This window comes from Klebsiella sp. ZJOU C1 (assembly GCF_035620215.1).
Taxonomy (GTDB): Bacteria; Pseudomonadota; Gammaproteobacteria; order Enterobacterales; family Enterobacteriaceae; genus Klebsiella; species Klebsiella variicola.
In genome coordinates, this window is sequence record NZ_CP141644.1 from 4,530,454 (window position 1) to 4,550,889 (window position 20,436).

20 protein-coding genes are annotated in these 20,436 nt (G+C 58.0%); 11 read left to right on the top strand and 9 right to left on the bottom strand.

Features of this window, described 5'->3' with window-relative positions; genetic code table 11:
- Window positions 1–6 precede the first annotated feature (6 nt).
- On the bottom strand, window positions 7–537 hold the full coding sequence (rppH, locus tag SPE70_RS21630; protein ID WP_004205443.1) for an RNA pyrophosphohydrolase: 531 nt from the start codon (window positions 535–537) through the stop codon (window positions 7–9).
- Window positions 538–990: 453 nt separating this feature from the next.
- Between rppH and SPE70_RS21635 the strand changes: the two genes are divergently transcribed.
- From SPE70_RS21635 to SPE70_RS21655, 5 genes are all read left to right on the top strand, one after another.
- Window positions 991–1,134 carry a hypothetical protein gene (locus tag SPE70_RS21635; protein ID WP_012540652.1) on the top strand — a complete coding sequence of 48 codons (144 nt, stop codon included), beginning with the start codon at window positions 991–993 and terminating at the stop codon, window positions 1,132–1,134.
- 85 nt (window positions 1,135–1,219) lie between these two features.
- A complete protein-coding gene (mutH, locus tag SPE70_RS21640; RefSeq protein WP_012967282.1) occupies window positions 1,220–1,915 on the top strand; it encodes a DNA mismatch repair endonuclease MutH in 696 nt (231 codons plus the stop codon).
- Between the two features lie 63 nt (window positions 1,916–1,978).
- The gene (locus tag SPE70_RS21645) at window positions 1,979–2,692 is read left to right on the top strand and encodes a TerC family protein (RefSeq protein ID WP_004205441.1); all 714 of its coding nucleotides are present in this window, start codon (window positions 1,979–1,981) and stop codon (window positions 2,690–2,692) included.
- A 123-nt stretch (window positions 2,693–2,815) separates the two neighbouring features.
- Entirely contained in the window at window positions 2,816–3,034 is a 219-nt protein-coding gene (locus tag SPE70_RS21650) for a YgdI/YgdR family lipoprotein (protein ID WP_002915974.1), read from the top strand.
- Between the two features lie 220 nt (window positions 3,035–3,254).
- Window positions 3,255–4,295 carry an NADP(H)-dependent aldo-keto reductase gene (locus tag SPE70_RS21655; RefSeq protein ID WP_064170020.1) on the top strand — a complete coding sequence of 347 codons (1,041 nt, stop codon included), beginning with the start codon at window positions 3,255–3,257 and terminating at the stop codon, window positions 4,293–4,295.
- A gap of 104 nt (window positions 4,296–4,399) precedes the next feature.
- Here SPE70_RS21655 and lplT read toward each other — a convergent pair whose 3' ends face one another.
- Window positions 4,400–5,593, bottom strand: coding sequence for a lysophospholipid transporter LplT (gene lplT, locus SPE70_RS21660; protein WP_008806333.1), 1,194 nt, complete (start codon window positions 5,591–5,593; stop codon window positions 4,400–4,402).
- Window positions 5,586–7,745 (bottom strand): bifunctional acyl-ACP--phospholipid O-acyltransferase/long-chain-fatty-acid--ACP ligase, encoded by a 2,160-nt coding sequence (aas, locus tag SPE70_RS21665; protein WP_012540651.1) that lies wholly within the window; start codon window positions 7,743–7,745, stop codon window positions 5,586–5,588. Before aas ends, lplT begins: the two co-directional genes overlap by 8 nt.
- A gap of 620 nt (window positions 7,746–8,365) precedes the next feature.
- On the opposite strand from aas, the gene galR reads away from it, so the two are divergent.
- Window positions 8,366–9,382 (top strand): HTH-type transcriptional regulator GalR, encoded by a 1,017-nt coding sequence (gene galR, locus SPE70_RS21675; protein ID WP_008806335.1) that lies wholly within the window; start codon window positions 8,366–8,368, stop codon window positions 9,380–9,382.
- Here the strand turns inward: galR and SPE70_RS21680 are convergent.
- From SPE70_RS21680 to SPE70_RS21695, 4 genes are all read right to left on the bottom strand, one after another.
- On the bottom strand, window positions 9,343–9,822 hold the full coding sequence (locus SPE70_RS21680; protein ID WP_064170018.1) for a GNAT family N-acetyltransferase: 480 nt from the start codon (window positions 9,820–9,822) through the stop codon (window positions 9,343–9,345). The genes galR and SPE70_RS21680 overlap by 40 nt on opposite strands.
- The gene (locus SPE70_RS21685) at window positions 9,819–10,592 is read right to left on the bottom strand and encodes a GntR family transcriptional regulator (RefSeq protein WP_008806337.1); all 774 of its coding nucleotides are present in this window, start codon (window positions 10,590–10,592) and stop codon (window positions 9,819–9,821) included. Before SPE70_RS21685 ends, SPE70_RS21680 begins: the two co-directional genes overlap by 4 nt.
- 67 nt (window positions 10,593–10,659) lie before the next feature.
- Window positions 10,660–12,087 (bottom strand): glycoside hydrolase family 1 protein, encoded by a 1,428-nt coding sequence (locus SPE70_RS21690; RefSeq protein WP_064170017.1) that lies wholly within the window; start codon window positions 12,085–12,087, stop codon window positions 10,660–10,662.
- A 7-nt stretch (window positions 12,088–12,094) separates the two neighbouring features.
- A complete protein-coding gene (locus tag SPE70_RS21695; protein ID WP_008806339.1) occupies window positions 12,095–13,432 on the bottom strand; it encodes a PTS sugar transporter subunit IIC in 1,338 nt (445 codons plus the stop codon).
- 299 nt (window positions 13,433–13,731) lie between these two features.
- Here SPE70_RS21695 and SPE70_RS21700 point away from each other — a divergent pair, with 299 nt between their 5' ends.
- Window positions 13,732–14,739, top strand: a complete 1,008-nt coding sequence (locus tag SPE70_RS21700) for a LacI family DNA-binding transcriptional regulator (protein ID WP_162708846.1) — start codon at window positions 13,732–13,734, stop codon at window positions 14,737–14,739.
- Here the strand turns inward: SPE70_RS21700 and lysA are convergent.
- Entirely contained in the window at window positions 14,725–15,987 is a 1,263-nt protein-coding gene (gene lysA / locus SPE70_RS21705) for a diaminopimelate decarboxylase (RefSeq protein WP_136047541.1), read from the bottom strand. The two genes, SPE70_RS21700 and lysA, sit on opposite strands and share 15 nt — an antisense overlap.
- A gap of 136 nt (window positions 15,988–16,123) precedes the next feature.
- Between lysA and SPE70_RS21710 the strand changes: the two genes are divergently transcribed.
- Complete coding sequence (locus SPE70_RS21710) at window positions 16,124–17,050, top strand: LysR family transcriptional regulator (RefSeq protein ID WP_072122862.1); 927 nt, start codon at window positions 16,124–16,126, stop codon at window positions 17,048–17,050.
- On the opposite strand, the gene SPE70_RS21715 is transcribed toward SPE70_RS21710, so the two are convergent.
- Complete coding sequence (locus SPE70_RS21715; protein WP_002915992.1) at window positions 17,016–17,729, bottom strand: aspartate/glutamate racemase; 714 nt, start codon at window positions 17,727–17,729, stop codon at window positions 17,016–17,018. The two genes, SPE70_RS21710 and SPE70_RS21715, sit on opposite strands and share 35 nt — an antisense overlap.
- 140 nt (window positions 17,730–17,869) lie before the next feature.
- Between SPE70_RS21715 and SPE70_RS21720 the strand changes: the two genes are divergently transcribed.
- The 3 genes from SPE70_RS21720 (at window position 17,870) to SPE70_RS21730 (ending at window position 20,435) form a co-directional block, all read left to right on the top strand.
- Complete coding sequence (locus SPE70_RS21720; protein ID WP_012540645.1) at window positions 17,870–18,196, top strand: cupin domain-containing protein; 327 nt, start codon at window positions 17,870–17,872, stop codon at window positions 18,194–18,196.
- A gap of 453 nt (window positions 18,197–18,649) precedes the next feature.
- Complete coding sequence (locus tag SPE70_RS21725) at window positions 18,650–19,540, top strand: carbohydrate ABC transporter permease (RefSeq protein WP_004205419.1); 891 nt, start codon at window positions 18,650–18,652, stop codon at window positions 19,538–19,540.
- A complete protein-coding gene (locus SPE70_RS21730) occupies window positions 19,533–20,435 on the top strand; it encodes a carbohydrate ABC transporter permease (protein WP_008806346.1) in 903 nt (300 codons plus the stop codon). Before SPE70_RS21725 ends, SPE70_RS21730 begins: the two co-directional genes overlap by 8 nt.
- The last annotated feature ends 1 nt before the right edge of the window (window position 20,436 follow it).

Consider the following 20,436-nt stretch of genomic DNA (forward strand, 5'->3'; position numbering starts at 1 on the left):
CGTGGCTTAACCTCTTTTACGTCGATAAGCAGGCGCGCTTTGCGGCTTAGGTGCACTCTCCGCCAGCGACATGGTCACGCTGGCGAACTCTTTCATCACCCGGCGGTAGACGTCGCGCTTGAACGACACCACCTGGCGGACCGGGTACCAGTAACTCACCCAGCGCCAACCATCAAATTCTGGTGTACTGCTGGTTTGCATATTGATGTCCGCATCGTTGCCGATCAACTGCAAAAGAAACCACTTTTGTTTCTGGCCGATACAAACCGGCTTTGTGTCCCAACGCACCAAACGTTTAGGCAACTTGTAACGCAGCCAGTTACGGGTTGAGGCAAGGATCCGCACATCTTTACGGCTTAACCCGACCTCTTCAAACAATTCCCGATACATCGCCTGCTCTGCGGATTCTCCTGGATTTATGCCCCCTTGCGGGAACTGCCACGAGTGCTGACCATAGCGCCGGGCCCACATGACCTGGCCCTGACGATTACAGATTACAATACCGACATTTGGGCGGTAGCCATCGTCATCAATCACCGGACTACCTCAAGATAAGCTTCAATGTGAATGATTGTTTCACACTCGCCGGAAACGGTAAACCACTCTGTTCGCACACTGAGAACGGATAACATTTGAATAACTCACAGTAATGGCCAGAGTTATAAACAACGAATGCGGCTTAGGCCCTATTTTATTCACTTTTTCTGTGGATAGAGTTGTGAAGAAGTACGGAATTACCCCGGGAAAACCCGGAGTAATCTGAACATCGCACCGCTAACACCTTAAAATAATGATAGCATATTCATCAAGTTAGAATATATTCCTTTCATTTATTACAACGTAACGTGACGATCATCACATATGCGATCCGCTGACTGATGAAAGATCGAGCAATGTCGATTTTATCCACAGATTACGCGCAGACCGCGGGCAGGTTTTCTCTAAAATTTCGATTTTCGTCGCACGTCAAGGCTGTAAATCGAACCAGTAGTGAGGCTTTTCCCCAGTTATCCCAATTTTCTGTGGATAACATGGTGTAAGATCCTGTTTATTGTCAGTGACCAGTTCTGGAAAACCTGTTTTCACGGTTTTCACCCGCGGCGCAATAAGTTTAAAAACTCATATAAATCATGACATTGGTATAGTTACTCAGAAAACGGTAAACTCTATCCACAACGCGCAAAAATAGCGCTCATTTTTTAGCCAAAGGTAGCGCCCTATGCCCACTATCGCCCCTCTCTCCTCGCCGCCGCAAAGTCAGGAACAGTTGCTGGCCCAGGCCCGTCAGCTGGCTGGCTATTCGCTGGGCGAGCTGGCGGCGCTGGCCGGGATCCCCATTCCGCGCGATCTGAAACGCGATAAAGGCTGGACGGGCATTCTGCTGGAGCTGTGGCTGGGCGCCAGCGCAGGCAGTAAACCCGAGCAGGATTTCGCCGCGCTGGGGGTCGAGCTCAAAACGATCCCCATCGACAGCCGGGGGCGTCCGCTGGAGACCACCTTCGTCTGTGTCGCCCCGTTAACCGGCAATAGCGGCGTCACCTGGGAGAGCAGCCATGTGCGGCATAAGCTGCAGCGCGTCCTGTGGATCCCGGTGGAGGGTGAGCGCACCATTCCGCTGGCGACGCGGCGCGTCGGCGCACCACTGCTCTGGAGTCCGGACGAAGACGAGGAGCGCCAGCTGCGCATGGACTGGGAGGAGCTGATGGATCTCATTGTTCTGGGCGAAGTTGAGCGCATTACCGCCCGCCACGGCGAGGTGCTGCAGTTAAGACCGAAAGCCGCCAACAGCAAGGCGCTGACCGAGGCCATCGGCGCGCACGGGGAGACGATCCTGACGCTGCCGCGCGGCTTTTACCTGAAAAAGAATTTTACCGCCGCCCTGCTCGCCCGCCATTTCTTGTTACAACACGATTAATTTTTTGTTCTGCGTTAGGGCTTGCATATAATTGCTGCTTTCTATTTTGCAGGACTTTGAACAATGTTATTTGCATGGATAACCGATCCTAACGCCTGGCTGGCGCTGGGCACGTTGACGCTGCTGGAGATCGTGCTCGGGATCGATAATATTATTTTTCTCTCTCTGGTCGTGGCCAAGCTCCCCACCGCCCAGCGCGCCCACGCGCGACGGATCGGTTTGATGGGCGCGATGGTCATGCGCCTGGCGCTGCTGGCCTCTATCGCCTGGGTAGTGAAACTGACCAACCCGCTCTTCACCGTCCTCGGTCAGGAGATTTCGTTTCGCGACCTGATCTTGCTGCTCGGTGGGCTATTCCTTATCTGGAAAGCCAGTAAAGAGATCCATGAATCTATCGAAGGTGAAGAAGAGGGGCTGAAGACCAACGTCCACTCCTTTCTCGGCGCTATCGTGCAGATCATGCTGCTGGATATCATCTTTAGCCTCGATTCAGTGATCACCGCCGTCGGCCTGTCGGATCATCTGTTCATCATGATGGCGGCGGTGGTGATTGCGGTGGGGGTGATGATGTTCGCCGCGCGACCTATCGGCGATTTTGTTGACCGCCATCCTTCGGTGAAAATGCTGGCGCTGTCGTTTCTGATCCTCGTCGGCTTTACCCTGATGCTGGAAAGTTTCGACGTTCATGTGCCGAAGGGATACATCTATTTCGCCATGTTCTTCTCTATTGCGGTGGAGAGCCTTAACCTGCTGCGTAATAAGAAAAACCCGCTGTAAACCACAAAATTGCAGCCTGGTCACAGGCTGCAACCCTTTTTCAGACTTTACTGCTTTTTATGTCTCACAAATCAGGCTATTAATAGACGGGTATGGGGTGCAGCTACTCAAGAGGTGATGACGATGAAAAAATGGGCAGTATTGATTTCCGCCGTAGGACTGGCGTTCTCGGTTTCCGGTTGCAGCAGCGATTACGTCATGGCGACCAAAGATGGGCGAATGATCCTGACCGACGGTAAACCTACCGTGGATGACGATACCGGTTTAATCAGTTACGAAGATCAGCAGGGTAATAAAATGCAGATCAATCGTGACGACGTTTCGCAAATCATTAAGCGTTAATCTTTCCCCGTCGGCCCCAGCCTCTGTTGACGCTGCGCTTACCGACAACCAGTCTTTTGAGAAGAGTCGGGACACACCAGGACGCCGCGGGTTCCACCCACCGCCCCTCCTCGTCACCCGGCTTTTTTGATTTTTTACTTCCTCTTTTTCTCACCCTCTGCCATGTTGATACTCCTTTGTCGGGGAATGCCTGACCTTATAAATAAAAAGGAAGCTGGCTATGCTGTATCACCGTATCCCACACAGTTCACTTGAAATCAGCACCCTCGGGCTGGGGACCATGACCTTTGGCGAGCAGAACAGCGAAGCTGATGCCCATCAGCAGCTCGACTATGCGGTTGCCAACGGCATCAATCTGATCGATGTCGCCGAAATGTACCCCGTCCCGCCGCGCCCGGAAACTCAGGGGCTGACTGAAACCTACGTCGGCAACTGGCTGGCGAAACGCGGCAATCGCGAAAAGCTGGTGCTGGCCTCCAAAGTTAGCGGGCCCGCGCGCAATAACGACAGCAGCATTCGGCCCAATCACGTCCTGGACCGCAAAAATATCCGCGAGGCGCTGCACGCCAGCCTGAAGCGGCTGCAGACCGATTACCTCGACCTGTACCAGGTACACTGGCCGCAGCGCCCAACCAACTGCTTTGGCAAGCTGGGCTATACCTGGGCTGATGCCGCGCCCGCCGTGACCCTGCTGGATACCCTCGAAGCGCTGACCGAGTTCCAGCGCGCCGGGAAGATCCGCTACATCGGCGTGTCGAACGAAACCGCCTTCGGCGTGATGCGTTATCTGCACCTGGCGGATAAGCACGACCTGCCGCGGATCGTGACCATTCAGAATCCTTACAGCCTGCTGAACCGCAGCTTTGAAGTCGGCCTCGCGGAAGTGAGTCAGTTCGAAGGCGTGGAGCTGCTGGCCTACTCCTGCCTGGCTTTCGGCACACTGACCGGCAAGTATCTCAACGGCGCGAAGCCGGCGGGGGCGCGTAACACGCTGTTCAGCCGCTTTACGCGCTACAGCAGCGAGCAGTCGCAGAAAGCGGTAGCGGCCTATGTGGATATCGCCAAACGCCACGGCCTCGATCCGACGCAAATGGCGCTGGCCTTTGTGCGTCGGCAGCCATTTGTCGCCAGCACCCTGCTGGGGGCGACGACCATGGCGCAGCTGCAGGCCAACGTGGAAAGTTTGCAGCTTGAACTGAGTGAAGAGGTATTAGCGGAGATTGAGGCGGTGCATCAGGTTTATACCTACCCGGCACCGTAAGAAAGCAAAGCCCCGGGTAGCGGCGTATACGCCACCACCCGGGCTACCGAAGAGCAGACATTGATGAACCCGTCGCCCGGTTAAGCGCAGCGCAAGCCGGGAGGTTATTTACGCCGCCCCCAGACCCACAGCGCGGCGATGGCCACGGCAAAGACCGCGCCAAACCCTATCCCCACGGCGACCGGCGGAACGCCCACGCTCACCGCCAGGGAATAGAGCCCCAGCATCAGCAGCATCGCCACGTTTTCGCCCAGGTTCTGTACCGCAATGGCGTTACCTGCCCCGACCGAATGTTTCCCACGCTCCTGCAGCAGCGCGTTCAACGGTACGATAAAGAACCCGCCGAACACCCCGAGCAGTAACAGCAGACCGAACGCCGGCAGCAGCGACTGCTGCACCGCAAAGGCCATCACCGCGATACCGATCAATATTCCCGCCGGCATACAGCGCGATACCGTCTCCAGGGTCACCAGCTTCGCCGCCGCCCCGGCCCCCAACACAATCCCGACCGCCACCATCGCATTAAGATAGGTAGGCATGGCGTTGCTGGTAATGCCCAGCGCCACCGGCACCCAGATCACCAGCAGGAAGCGCAGGGTCACGCCAGCGCCCCAGAACAGGCTGGTCCCCATCAGCGAAAAGCGGGTTTCGCCGTTGCGCCACAGCGTGCGGCAGGCGCTGAAGAAGCTGTGCGTCATTGGCTTAAAACGCCACGACTGCCCCGGGCGCGCCGCCGGCAGCCTGGGTATCCACAGGTTTGCCACTACCGCCCCGCCGTAGACCAGCGCGCAGACGATCAGCGCCGCCAGCACGTGCCAGTCGGCGAGGATCCCGCCGGCCATGGAGCCCAGCAGGATCGCCGCGATGGTCGAGGACTCCATCAGTCCGTTAGCTTTCACTAACTTATCGCCGGTAGTCAGTTCGCCGAGAATGCCGTACTTGGCCGGCGAATAGGCGGCGGCGCCAATCCCCACCAGCGTATAGCCGATAAACGGATTGACACCGAAGCAGATGCAGCCGGCGCCGAGCAGCTTCAGACCGTTGGCCACCATCATCACCCGGCCTTTGGCAAAGCTATCGGCAAACTGGCCGACAAAAGGAGCAAAAAGAATGTAAGCGCCCACAAACAACATCTGCAGGACCGGCTGGCTCCACTCCGGATAATAGAGCTGCTTCATCAGCGCCAGGGTGGCGAAGAGAAGCGCATTGTCGCCGAAGGCCGACAGGAACTGGGCGCAGATCACCGCCAGCATCCCTTTCGAGTACAGCGAAGGGTTAGTATGTACTGACTCACTCATGGGTTGTTTCCGCCTCGTCGACCATGTTTTTCAGGGTGACATAGTCTGGCTTGCCGCTGCCCAGCACCGGCAGTTGCTTCAGCCAGCGTATATCTCGCGGTACCGCCAGCTCCGGTACTCCGTGCTGGCGAGCGTAGCGCAGCAGGGCTTCGCGAGTCAGTTCATTATCGGTGGTAAAGAGCACCAGCGCCTCACCTTTGCTGGCGTCCTGCTTAATCGCCGTGGCGTGCATTTTGTCCGGCGACGCGCCGAGGGCCACCTGTTCCACCATCTCGAGGGAGATCATCTCGCCGGCGATTTTGGCAAAGCGCTTAGCGCGGCCCTGAATGCGAACATAGCCCTGCTCGTCGAAGGTGACGATATCGCCGGTGTCATACCAGCCCGCTTCCTTCTCGCCGTGCTGGTTTTCCGCCGCTGGCGCTTCCAGCACCCCGGGGTTTTCCACCCGCAGGTAGCCTTTCATGATGTTCGGCCCTTTTAGCTGCAGTCGCCCCCCTTGCTCAATGCCTGGCATCGCCAGCAGGCGGGCGTCCATCCCCGGCAGGATACGGCCCACGGTGCCGACCTTCGCCGCCATCGGTACGTTAATCGATACCACCGGCGCGCACTCAGTCACGCCATAGCCTTCGAGAATGCGCAGGCCGAATTTATCCTGCCACAGCTGTTTGGTGCTCTCCTGCAGTTTCTCCGCCCCGGCGACCACATAGCGCAGGCGGTAGAAATCATACGGATTAGCGAAGCGGGCATAGTTGGCGAGGAAGGTCGAGGTACCGAACAGCACCGTGCAGTTGCGATCGTAGACCAGCTCCGGCACCACGCGATAGTGCAGCGGGCTGGGATAGAGAAACACTTCTGCCCCGGTAAACAGCGGCGTCAACAGGCCGACGGTGAGGCCAAAGGAGTGGAACAGCGGCAGCGCCGACATAAAGCGGTCGTTGGCGGTAAAGTCGGCGATGGTTTTGATCTGCTCGACGTTGGCCAGCAGGCTCTTATGGCTGTGCACCACCCCTTTTGGATTGCCCTCCGAGCCGGAGGTGAAGAGGATCATCGCCGCGTCTTCCGGCTGCTGCTTAACCTGCGCCAGACGCGGCGCCAGCAGATGTCCGAAAATCCATAGTTTGTCAGCGAGGGTGATATCACCTTTAAGATCTTCGAGGAATACCCAGCGCACCTGGGTCAGCTGCTCCGGCAGATGCCAGAGTTTGCCTTTATCGAGGAAGGTGCGTGAGGTAAAAATAGTGTTGATTTCCGCGGCGGCTATCGCGCTGCTAAGCCCTTTCACCCCGGCGGTATAGTTCATCATCGCCGGAATACGCCCGCGGGCGATAGCGCCGAAAATCACCGCCGCGCTGATGCCGGCGTTAGGCAGCATCAGGCCAATCTTTTCGCCCCGCTGGCTGTATTTTTCCAGAATGCGGGCGACAAACAGGGTTTTGGTCAGCAGCTTGCGATAGGTATCCGGCTGGAAGTTGATATCCTCCACGCAGGGTTTGCGCGCGCCGAAGCGGTCCTGTGCCGCCAGCAGCGATTCATACAGGGTTTCCCGCGGACGCACTGCCATCCGGGCTTCCATCATGATTTGATGCAGCATTTCCCCGGCGATTTTCCGCCGGTCGCGGGCGCGCGGCGCCTCGGGCATCGGCAGATGGGTGGGCGGCAGCAGATGCAGCTGAATACGCGGGAACAGGCGACGCTTCACCAGCCCCTTCAGCCGGCTGAAGGGCGTCAGTTCGGCGCCGTCAATGCGTAGCGGCACGATGGTCGCCTGCGATTTGGCGGCGACAAAGGCGGCGCCGTCATAAATTTTCATCAGCGAGCCGCTAACCGAAATTCGCCCTTCCGGGAAGATAACCACCGGCCGCCCCTGCTCAATCAGCCGCACCAGATGTTTGATCGACATCGGTTTGGTCGGGTCCAGCGGTACAAAATCGATAATCGGCGTCAGCGCGCGCATAAACCAGCGCTGGCTGATTGAGGTATAGACCGCAAAAACCGGTCGGACCGGCAAAAACAGCGCCAGCAGAATGCCGTCGAGGAAAGAGACGTGGTTCGGGGTAATTAAGACCTTTTGCTGGTATAAAGCCTGCGTGTCGCCGGTCAGTCTGACCCGGTATAACCCCTTGAACAGCAGTCTGAAAAATCCCAAAAGCATAACAACTCCATGTGACCGGTGATGAGTCAAAGCAGGTTACACGAGAAGGCATGGGAAAGCAGTGCAGCGGGGAGATTTTCGGAATAAAAAAAACCTGCGCATCCGCGCAGGTCGGTGTAAGACGTTCAGTACGAAGAGCGTACCTAAGAAACTCACCTATCAATACCTCTGGGATCTCGATTGTCGCGTTTTTCGACCGTAACGGGCCAGCGGGAAAACGCAAGGGAGTGAGCCTAAGTGCAACCAGGTATTACGATTTTCGCTATCTGTAACAACGCCGATAGCGGGCAAAAAAAAACCTGCGCATCTGCGCAGGCTGGTGTAAGTAAAGTGGTCAACGTGACGTTGACTCCACCTATCAATACCTCTGGGATAGCCAGAATATCAACCGGATCCGCGAACAAACCAGCGAACATTCGCAACAGCGCATCGCAAAGTGTAAGCAAAGGTTTGTATTTCCCTGCGTCGGTTTCAATTAGCGATGACGTCAATGTAACCAGGTTACCCATAAGCCCGGTCTGAATCACATTTGCGCCATTCCTTCGCCGCCGCGCCTTGAATCTGCCGCTCTTTCCCGTAACATAGCAGTATGTAAACGCTTACCCTATAAAAGGCATGGTATGGCGACAATTAAGGATGTAGCCCGACTCGCAGGAGTCTCCGTCGCTACCGTCTCCCGCGTCATCAATAACTCTCCCAAAGCCAGCGAAGCCTCGCGTCAGTCCGTGGGCGCGGCGATGGAAACCCTGAACTATCATCCCAATGCGAACGCCCGGGCCCTGGCCCAGCAGTCAACGGAAACCGTCGGCCTGGTGGTGGGTGATGTCTCCGACCCCTTCTTCGGCGCGATGGTCAAAGCCGTCGAACAGGTGGCTTACCGCACCGGCAACTTTTTGCTGATTGGCAATGGCTACCACAACGTGCAGAAGGAACGCCAGGCGATAGAGCAGTTGATCCGCCACCGCTGCGCGGCGCTGGTGGTGCACGCCAAAATGATCCCCGATGAGGAACTGGCGGGGTTAATGAAGCAGATCCCCGGCATGGTGCTGATCAACCGCATCCTGCCCGGGTACGAAACCCGCTGCGTGGCGCTGGACGACCGCTATGGCGCCTGGCTGGCGACCCGTCATTTGATCCAGCAGGGGCACACGCGTATCGGCTATCTGTGCTCAAACCACCATATCTCCGATGCGGAAGATCGACTGCAGGGGTACTACGCGGCGCTGGAAGAGAGCGGCCTGCCGTGCAATGACCGGCTGGTCGCCTTTGCTGAACCGGATGAAAGCGGCGGCGAACTGGCAATGACCGAACTGCTTGGCCGCGGCCGCCACTTTAGCGCCGTCGCCTGCTATAACGACTCGATGGCCGCCGGCGCGATGGGCGTACTCAACGACAACGGCATCGACGTCCCGCGGGAAATTTCGCTGATTGGCTTCGACGATGTCCTGATTTCGCGCTATGTCCGTCCGCGGCTGACCACTGTCCGCTACCCGATCGTCACCATGGCGACCCAGGCGGCCGAGCTGGCCTTAGCCCTGGCGGAGTACCGCCCGGCTCCGGAGATCACCCACCTGTTCAGCCCGACGCTGGTGCGCCGTCACTCGGTGGTCGCCCCGCTGGAAGGCGATAAATCGTAGCGATAGAGATGCACGGCGGTGGCCGGGTAATCCAGCCCCTCGCCGATGTAGCGCCAGCCGAAGCGTTCATAGAAATCCCGGCAGGCGGAGTAGAGATAGAGCTCCCGAAAGCCCGCGCGGCGGGCATAATCGATCACATGCCGCTGCAGTTTTCCGGCCAGCCCCTGACCGCGGGCGGCGGGCGCGACGTACAGCGACGCCAGCCAGGGAAACAGATCCTGGCGGCTGATCAAGTCGCAGCGCCAGAGGCCAATCGTGCCGAGCAACTGCTCGCCTTCCACGGCAATAAAGGTCAATGGCAGCGCCTCCGCCGTCTGGCTATGCTGCACAATGCTGGCGAAAAACTCCCGCGGCAGCGTCTCGCCGCCAAAGGCGTGCCACAGCCAGTCGGTTACCTGCGGGGCGTACTGCGGCGCAGCGTACAGCGGCAGGATCGTCATACCAGCTTCCCCTGAAAAATCGGCACCGAGTCGAACAGATAGCCGTCAAAGTCGGGGGCGTCTTCATCGGACAGCTCCAGCAGACTGTTTTTGACGTTTTCCAGATGCTGCCACATCGCCTGCCAGGCGCCCATCACATCGCGACGCCGCAGCGCGGCGAGCAGCGTCTGTCGGTCACCGAGCCACTTCAGCCGCCAGGCGCGGCTGGCAATATGCACATTGAACTGCTGCCACAGTGGGCTGCTGTCCATCTGCAGCCAGATCCGCTCCACCGTCGCCAGCAGCATCTGGTTCTGCGTCGCCCCGGCCAGCACCAGATGGAACAGACGAGCGTTATCCTGCGCGGTGTCGTTGAGGGCGATAGCCCGCTGCTCCTGCTCGACAATCCGCTTCAGATTGTCGATATCGGCGCGGGTGGCCATTTTCGCGGCAAAGGCGGCGATATTGCTCTCCAGCAGCTGGCGCGCCTGCAGAATTTCAAACGGACCGACGTCGCTGCTGAGCAGTTGCTCCTCTTCACTGTCGTTCTCGTGGGGAATACGCATGACGTACACCCCGGATCCCTGACGAATATCCACCGTCCCCTGCAGCTCCAGCATCAGCAGCGCTTCGCGCACGATGGTCCGGCTGACGCCGTAGGTTTCGGCAATATGACGTTCCGGCGGCAAACGCGACCCGACCGGGTAGCGCCCCTGCGCGATCTGGGCGCGTAAGTCATCACCAATCTCCTGATAGGGCTTCTTTTCCGGCGGAATTATCGCTTTTTCCACAAAATCACCTGTGCGTTACATGCCTGCGAGTCAAATACGCCGCTATCTTAGCAAATATTGCCCCCGGCTAGCGGTATTCATCATCGATATCCAGCACCAGTTCACGCCGTTCGCCCAGCTGACGAAACCAGTGCGCCGAGGCTTTGGGTCGCCGGGCGCGATGGTTTTGCAGGTCGATTTCGATAAGCCCGTAGCGGTTTTTAAAGGCGTTCATCGGCGACACGTTGTCGGTAAACGCCCACAGCATATAGCCCTGGCAGTTGGCCCCTGCCTCGCGGGCGCGCAGGGTGTGCCACAGATGTTCGCTGATAAAACGGATGCGGTAACTGTCATCGATGGTGCCTTCGCGGTTACGGAACTGGCCTTCGTTTTCCACCCCCATCCCACTCTCCGCCACGAACCAGGGGATGTTGCGATAGTCATTTTTTATCCGCATCGCCATATCAAAGATGATTTGCGGGTAGATTTCCCAGCCGCGGGAGGCGTTCATTCGCCGGCCGGGCAGCTCAAACGGCTCATAATACCAGGCCGGATGAAACGGGGTATGCGGATGCCAGGCCCGCGACGGGGCTTTGACCCGGTGCGGGTAGTAAAGATTAATCCCCAGCTCATCGACGGTGTGCTCGCGGATAATCGCCAGATCCTCCGCGCTGGTGCCCCACGTCACCTGATGCTGTTCGAGCAGTGCAAGAAGCTCCGGCGGCCAGACCCCGTGCACCAGCGGGTCGAGGAACATGCGGTTGTAGAACAGATCGTAGATCTCCGCCGCGCGCAGGTCATGGGGGGCGCGTGAGCGTGGGTAGGTCACCTCCGGATTGAGGATGCAGCCGACGGTCCCGGGATAGCCGAGCTCGCGAAACCGCTTCACGACGCTGGCGGTCGCCAGCACCTTATGATAGTTCCACTGCATCCAGGTGCTGGTGTTCTGCTCATAGGGCCAGCGCAGGGCATCCAGATAGACCCGGGTCTGTACCACAATTGGCTCATTAAAGGTAAACCAGCGGGTCACCTTCGGGTGGTAGCGGGCAAAGACCTGCTCCGCGTAGCGCACAAACAGCTCGACCACCGTTTTCGACCCCCAGCCGCCATACTTTTCCAGCAGATAGCCGGGCAATTCATAATGCTCAAGGCAGATCATCGGCGTGATGCCGTTGGCCAGCAGCGCATCGAACAGCTGGTCGTAATAGGCCGCATACTCCTCATCCACCGTGACGTTTTCATAGTCGGTCAGAAAGCGCGACCAGTTGATTGAGGTGCGGTAGTGGGTCAGCCCGGCCAGCTTCATCAACTGCACATCTTCCTGAAAGCGGTTGATAAAATCGGTGGCCACCGCCGGGCCATAGCCGTTATGCCAGACGTGGCGGTCGTTTTTGTACCAGAGATCGGGCCAGGAGTCCTGCCCCGGTTTTTTCCCGCTCCAGCCCTCGGTCTGCCAGGCGGAAGCCGCCGCGCCAAGGATAAAATCATCGGGAATGGTCATCCGTACGGTAGTCATAGGCTCCTCAGACAGGGTTGGCGGTCTGTTGATTGTCGGCCTGACGCTGTGCGGCATCGGCACGGCGGGAGGCGATTTTGACGAAAGGCAGATAGATAAGCACCGCGGTCACGATGCAGATAAGCTGGGTCACCACCGCCCCCATCGAGCCGGCGGTGGAGAGCCAGGCGTTGATCAGCGGCGGCGTGGTCCAGGGCACCATCACTACCGCCTTGCCGGCGAAGCCGGTCAGGGTGGCGAAATAGCCGATGCTGCCGGTCACCAGCGGGGTGATGATAAACGGGATAGCGAGGATCGGGTTGAGCATGATCGGCATCCCGAAGATCACCGGCTCGTTAATATTGAACAGCCCCGGGCCTATCGACAGCTTGGCGATCTCTTTCATCTCTTTACGCTTCGTGGCGATCATCACCGCAATCAGCAGGCCGATGGTCAGCCCCGAGCCGCCGATGCTCATGTAGACGTCCCAGAAGGGCATCGTGATAATGTTCGGTACCTCTTTTCCCTGCTCAAAAGCGCTCATATTGACGGTGATCGCCCCCAGAAGCAGCGGCTCGCGGATCGGCTTGATCATCTGGTTGCCGTGAATGCCGATCACCCAGAACAGCTGGGCGACGAACATCAGCAGCAGGATCCCCGGCAGGCTCTGCACCACCCGCTCCAGCGGCTGCTGCACCACCTGGTAGACCGCATCGTACAGATACATTCCCGTCAGTTGGTGAAAGAGAAAACCCAGGGTGGCGATCGCGGTGGTGGTGATGATCGCCGGGATCAGTGCCGAAAAAGAGGCGGAAACGTTCGGCGGCACGGTATCCGGCATTTTAATTTTCAGTCCCTTGCGCCCCTCCAGCCAGCAGTAAATCTCCACTGACAGAATGGCGATGAACATCCCGAGGAACAGGCTGCGGGTATCGGAGAACTGGCGCAGCAGGACATCTTTCACCACGTGCATCTGGCCATCGACCATCATCTCCACCGTCGTCGGCGTGACGCAGATAAAGCAGATCACCGCCAGCAGGCCGGGAAACAGGCTTTTGATGCCGTTGATCCGCCCCAGCTCAATACCGATCAGAAACACGGCGCCGATATTGAGGAAGTTGAGCGTGGCGTAGTTAAGCGCGCTGGTGATCGGCTTCAGCGCCGCAAGAAAGGAGAGCGAGGAAAAGCTGGCGAGCCCATTCTTCGGATCCAGCACCATATTGGAGATCAGTACCGAAAAGGCCCCGACGATGATCACCGGCATCAGAGTAATAAACGCCGATTTGATCGCCATAATGTAGCGATAGCTGTTGAATGTCGTCGCGAAACGCCCCAGCGCGTCGATCAGTTTGTCCTGTAATGCCATAAAAGAGTACCTCAGAGTAAAGGGCTTATTGCGGCCAGGTGAACAGCCAGAGACTTTTGGCATACCAAAACATAGTCGCCAGGCAAAAATAGTTCTGTGACAGCGCTCGCAACGCGCACTGTGGTATCCCAAATATCCGATAGAATCGACATTGGCATACCAGACTATGCCGGCTCGTCAGTTCCTGCCAAAAGCGTGATCGCGATGGTTTTTCCGCCCCGCCCCGTCGATATGTCCCTTTTCGGTCTGTGATAAACTGCGCTTTACCACGTGAAATCAGGAATCGATGAATGGCTACAATGCTGGATGTCTCAATTCGCGCAGGCGTCTCGAAAGCGACGGTTTCCCGCGTGTTGAACGGCACAGGTCAGGTGAAAGAGAGCACCCGCCAACAAGTCTTTAAAGCGATGGAAGAGCTGGGCTACCGGCCGAATTTTCTCGCACGCTCGCTGGCCAATCAGACCAGCAATAGTATTGGGCTGGTCGTCTCCACCTTCGACGGCTTCTACTTTGGCCGTCTGCTGCAGCAGGCGTCACGCCAGACGGAAGCCTGGGGAAAGCAGCTTATCGTCACTGACGGCCATGATACGCCGGAGCGCGAAGAGGAAGCGGTGCAGATGCTCGCCGACCGGCAATGCGATGCGATCATCCTCTATACCCGGCACATGAGTGAGAAGGCGATCATGTCGCTGATTAATTCGATCGCCATGCCGCTGGTGGTGATTAACCGCGATGTGGCGCAGGCCCGCGAACGCTGCGTGTTCTTCGAGCAGCAGGAAGCCGCCTTTCAGGCCGTGGAGTATCTGATTACCCAGGGCCACCGCGATATCGCCTGCATGACCGTCCCGATGCACACCCCTACCGGCCAGGCTCGCCTGCAGGGCTACCGCAACGCGCTGATAAAACATGGTATTGAGTGGGATCCGAGCCGGGTGAAGTACGGGGACTCGACGATGACCCGCGGCTACGAACTGTGCCGGGAACTGCTGGACGAGAAAGCCCGCTTCAGCGCGCTGTTTTCCTGTAACGATGATATGGCGCTGGGGGCGTCAAAGGCGCTGCATCAGGCGGGGCTGCGTATTCCGCAGGATGTGTCGCTGTTTGGCTTCGACGATGCGCCAAGCGCGAAATGGCTGGAGCCGGGGCTGTCGACGGTCTATCTGCCGATCGACAACATGATCACCACGGCTATCGATCAGGCGATCAAGCTTGCTAACCAGCAGCCGATAGAAACGATCCCGCCGTTTACCGGCACGCTGGTGTTGCGCGAGTCGGTAACGACGGGACCTTTTTTAAATAAGCTCTAAGGCCAGCAGCTCCTGAATGGTCTGGCGACGGCGGATCAGCCGTGCCTTGCCGCCATCAAACAGCACCTCCGGCAGCAGCGGACGGCTGTTATAGTTGGATGACATCGAAGCCCCGTAGGCGCCGGTGTCATGGAGCACCAGATAGTCCCCAGGCACCACCGCCGGCAGCAGGCGGGTCTCGACTTTGCCCCCTTCCTGCTGGGTAAAGACGTCCCCGGATTCGCACAGCGGCCCGGCCACCACGGTTTCCACCTGCGACGCGGCGCTGAGATCGCGACCATCCGCCGCCAGAGCGGTGATATGGTGATAGCTGCCGTACATCGCCGGGCGCATCAGGTCGTTAAAGCCGGCGTCAATCAGCACAAAGTGACGGCTGCCCATCTCTTTCACGCTGCGCACCTGCGACACCAGCACGCCGGACTCGGCCACCAGGAAGCGTCCTGGCTCAATCTCCAGTTTCACCGAGTGCCCCAGATGGGCCGCGATCTGCTCCCGGGCGCGGTTCCACAGGCCATAATAGTGGGCGGTGTCGATGGCCTCTTCACCTTCGCGGTAAGGAATCGACAGACCGCCGCCGGCGGAGATGGCCTGCAGATCCTGGCCAAAGTCGACGACCTGGCGCACCATCGCGCCGCACACCTGCTCCAGGTGACCATAGTCAACGCCAGAGCCGATATGCATATGGATCCCGACCAGCTGCAGCTGATAGCGACGCATCACTTCCAGCGCCGCCGGCAGGTGGCTGTACCAGATGCCATGCTTGCTATTCTCACCGCCGGTATTGGTTTTCTGGCTGTGGCCGTGGCCAAAGCCCGGGTTGACGCGCAGCCAGACGCGATGGCCCGGCGACACCTCGCCCAGCTGGCTCAGCATGTCGATCGAGCCGGCGTTCACCGGGATCTGTAACGCCTTCACCCGATCGAGGGTGGCGTCGTCGATCAGATCGGCGGTGAAGACGATATCCTCGGGATTCTGCTGCGGATCGTAGCCTGCCGCCAGCGCCCGCTCGATCTCCCCCAGCGACACCGAGTCCACCTTCACCCCCTGCTCACGCATCAGACGCAGAATATGAATGTTAGAGCAGGCTTTTTGCGCAAAACGCACCACGTCGAACTGGCTGAGCTGGGCTATCTGGCGGCGAATAATCTGCGCATCATAGACCCAGACCGGGCAGCCAAATTCCGCCGGCAGGCGCAGCAGGTTGTCCGCGGTCAGGTCAGTATCGGTGGCGTAAAGCGAGTGTGGCATAAGAACTCCGGTGCAGTGCGTGTGTTGGTCGCTGTTTTTTCTGATTACGCCACAGTGACAGACGAATAAAAAATATCGTTTTATCGCGACTCTATGCAAAAATGATATGGTTCCAGCCGAGCCTCACGGAGACCGCATGCCAGCCGTCAATTTGCGTCATATCGAAATCTTTCACGCGGTGATGACCACCGGCAACCTGACCGAAGCGGCGCGGATGCTGCACACCTCGCAACCCACGGTCAGTCGCGAGCTGGCGCGCTTTGAGAAGGTGCTCGGCCTGCAACTGTTTGAGCGGACCCGCGGTCGCCTGCAGCCGACGGTGCAGGGCCTGCGTTTGTTTGAGGAGGTTCAGCGCTCCTGGTATGGCCTGGACCGTATCGTCAGCGCCGCCGAGAGCCTGCGCGAGTTCCGCCAGGGCGAGCTGTCGATCGCCTGTCTGCCGGTGTTTTCCCAGTCCTTTCTGCCGCTGCTGTTGCCGCCGTTTCTCACTCGCTACCCGGAGGTCAGCCTGCAGATCGTCCCCCAGGAGTCGCCGCTGCTGGAGGAGTGGCTCTCCGCCCAGCGCCATGACCTTGGCCTGACGGAGACCCTGCATACCCCCGCGGGCACCGAACGCACCCCGCTGCTGACGCTGAATGAAGTCTGCGTGCTGCCCGCCGGCCATCCGCTGGCGGCGCAGGCGACGCTGACCCCCGCCGATTTTCAGGGCGAAAACTACATCAGCCTGTCGCGCACCGACAGCTATCGCCAGCTGCTCGACGCCCTGTTCCTTGAGCATCAGGTTAAACGGCGGATGGTGGTCGAAACCCACAGCGCGGCCTCGATCTGCGCCATGGTGCGCGCCGGCGCCGGGATCTCGGTGGTGAATCCGTTAACCGCCCTGGACTATGCCGATAGCGGCGTGGTGGTGCGCCGCTTCAGCGTCGAGGTGCCGTTTACCGTCAGCCTGATCCGCCCTCTCCACCGCCCGCGCTCGGCGCTGGTCGACGCCTTTGTTGCCCACCTGCAGCAGAGTCTGCCGCAGATCCTCACGCCGCTGGCGTCGGTCCTGCAGAGAGCATAAAGTTGACCGCGTCTTCCGCGTGGATCGCCGCGGTGTCAAAGACCGGCAGCGGGCTGAGCTCGGCAGGCACCAGCAGGCCAATCTCCGTACAGCCGAAAATAACCCCTTCCGCCCCCTGCTCCGCCAGGGCGGCGATCGTCTGCAGATAATAATCCCGCGACGCCTCGCTGAAGGTGCCGAGACAAAGTTCGTCGAAGATGATCTGATTGATCTGCGCCCGATCGTCAGCCTCAGGGATCAGCGTCTCGATGGCAAACTGCTCCTGCAGACGACCGCGGTAAAAGGTCTGCTCCATGGTATAGCGGGTGCCCAGCAGCGCGACCCGGCGCTGACCTTTGGCGGCAATCGCCCGTCCGGTGGCATCGGCAATATGCAGGAAGGGAACCTGGCAGCGGGCGGCGATGGCATCTGCGACTTTATGCATAGTGTTGGTGCACAGGACAATGCCTTCGGCCCCCGCCTGCTGCAGCCCGACCGCGGCCTCAGCAAGGATCTCCCCGGCGCGATCCCAGTCGCCGGCGGACTGGCAGGCTTCGATGTCGTGAAAATCGACGCTGTGCAGCACCAGGCTGGCAGAGTGCAGGCCGCCCAGTCGCGCCTTAACGCCCTCATTGATCAACCGATAATAGGGGATCGTGGACTCCCAGCTCATGCCGCCTAACAGGCCAATGGTTTTCATCTTCTGCTCCTTATGTCGTTTCTGCCAGTGAAGCAAACTTGTGATCAACTTTCCACTTCTCTGGCCGCGTATTTCTTTTTCATGAAGAGTGGGATAAGTTAAAGTGAAACAATGTTTCACTTTAACAACAGGACCGCCCGATGTTTATTTTCCATAAAGACACCACCCTTGAAGACCTCGGCAATGGCGTAACTCGCCGCATTCTGGCCCACGACGGTAAAATGATGGCCGTGGAGGTGAATTTTGCCGCCGGCGCCGTCGGCCCGATGCATAACCATCCCCACGAACAGCTCACCTATGTGCTCTCCGGTGAGTTTGAATTCACCATCGGCGAGGAGACGCGCGTCGTCAGCGCCGGCGATACGTTGTATAAGCAGCCAGGGATCATGCACGGCTGCGTCTGCCTGCAGCCCGGCACGCTGCTCGATACCTTCACGCCGGTCCGCGAAGATTTTCTCTCACGCTGATCCATGATGGGGGCGTTCACCGCCCCCGGTTTACGTGTTACCACAGGCATTAAAAAAGATGCCGTCGCAATCATTATCCTGGTAATAATATTTTTCGCTCAGTTAACGCTGAACCTTCATTCTTTTCAGGCTCCCTCAGCTCCCTAAAATGCTTACCACCTCACCTTTTTGAAACATCGTTTCGACTTTGATCACATTTCCATCCTGATCTGCATGACGCAGAAATAAATCGCAATAAAATGAAATTAAAACGATGTTTTATAAAAAATAGAGCAGCATAAAAGCGAGCCTGACAGCACGCCACTTGCTGGCTCACTTAATTACTAACCCATTCATTAACAAGGACATGTTAATCAGAGGAAGCGTTCAGACATTTTTGCGTTGTCAGGCGAAAAGGCCGACAGCGCCGCGTCACCGAATCCGTATTACAACTCGTAAGCCAGGTAGGTATGTATGAATGAAAACAAGCTGCTGGGATTGGCATGGATATCACCCTATATCATCGGGCTGATCGTCTTTACCGCTTTTCCCTTTGTTTCATCTTTCTTTCTCAGTTTTACTGAGTACGACTTGATGAGCCCGCCGGTATTTAACGGCATCGAAAACTATCGCTATATGTTGACCGAGGACAGCCTGTTCTGGAAATCGATGGGCGTGACCTTCGCCTACGTTTTTTTAACTATTCCCTTAAAACTGGCTTTCGCCCTCGGCATTGCTTTTGTGCTCAATTTCAAACTGCGCGGCATCGGCTTTTTCCGTACCGCCTACTACATTCCGTCGATTCTCGGCAGCTCGGTGGCTATTGCGGTACTGTGGCGCGCCCTGTTCGCCATTGACGGCCTGCTGAATAGCTTCCTCGCCGTCTTTGGCATTGATGCCGTCAACTGGCTGGGGGAGCCTTCGCTGGCGCTGATGTCGGTCACCCTGCTGCGCGTCTGGCAGTTTGGTTCCGCGATGGTCATCTTCCTCGCCGCGCTGCAGAACGTTCCGCAGTCGCAGTATGAGGCGGCGATGATCGACGGCGCCTCAAAGTGGCAGATGTTCATGAAGGTCACCGTGCCGCTGATTACCCCGGTCATTTTCTTCAACTTTATTATGCAGACCACCCAGGCGTTCCAGGAGTTTACCGGCCCGTACGTGATAACCGGCGGCGGCCCGACCTATTACACCTACCTGTTCTCACTCTATATCTACGATACCGCCTTTAAGTACTTCGACATGGGCTATGGCGCCGCGCTGGCATGGGTGCTGTTCCTCGTCGTCGCGGTCTTTGCATCGATAGCCTTTAAGTCATCGAAATACTGGGTCTTCTACTCCGCCGATAAGGGAGGCAAAAATGGCTGATATTCAACAGATGGCGCCGGTAATGAGCAACGCCGATCGTGAGGTCGCTCGTACGCTGCGTCGGGAAAAGGTGAGTCGGGTGGTACGCTACGTCGTGTTGATATTCGTCGGCCTGCTGATGCTCTACCCGCTGGCGTGGATGTTCTCCGCCTCGTTCAAGCCGAACCATGAGATCTTCACCACCCTCGGACTGTGGCCTGCCCACGCGACCTGGGACGGGTTTATCAATGGCTGGAAGACCGGCACCGAATACCATTTCGGCCACTATATGCTTAACACCTTTAAATATGTGATCCCGAAGGTGGTGTTAACGATCATCTCCTCCACCATCGTGGCGTACGGCTTTGCACGCTTTGAGATCCCGTGGAAGAAGTTCTGGTTCGCAACGCTCATCACCACCATGCTGCTGCCAAGCACCGTCCTGCTGATCCCGCAGTACCTGATGTTCCGTGAAATGGGGATGCTGAACAGCTATCTGCCGCTGTACCTGCCGCTGGCCTTCGCCACCCAGGGATTCTTTGTCTTCATGCTGATCCAGTTTCTGCGCGGCGTCCCACGCGATATGGAAGAGGCGGCGCAGATCGACGGCTGCAACTCCATCCAGGTGCTGTGGTACGTGGTCGTGCCGATCCTCAAGCCGGCCATTATCTCGGTGGCGCTGTTCCAGTTCATGTGGTCGATGAACGACTTTATCGGCCCGCTGATCTACGTCTACAGCGTCGATAAGTATCCCATCGCGCTGGCGCTAAAAATGTCCATCGACGTCACGGAAGGCGCGCCGTGGAACGAAATTCTGGCAATGGCGAGTATCTCCATTCTGCCGTCCATCATTGTCTTCTTCCTGGCTCAACGCTACTTCGTGCAGGGCGTGACCAGCAGCGGAATCAAAGGTTAAG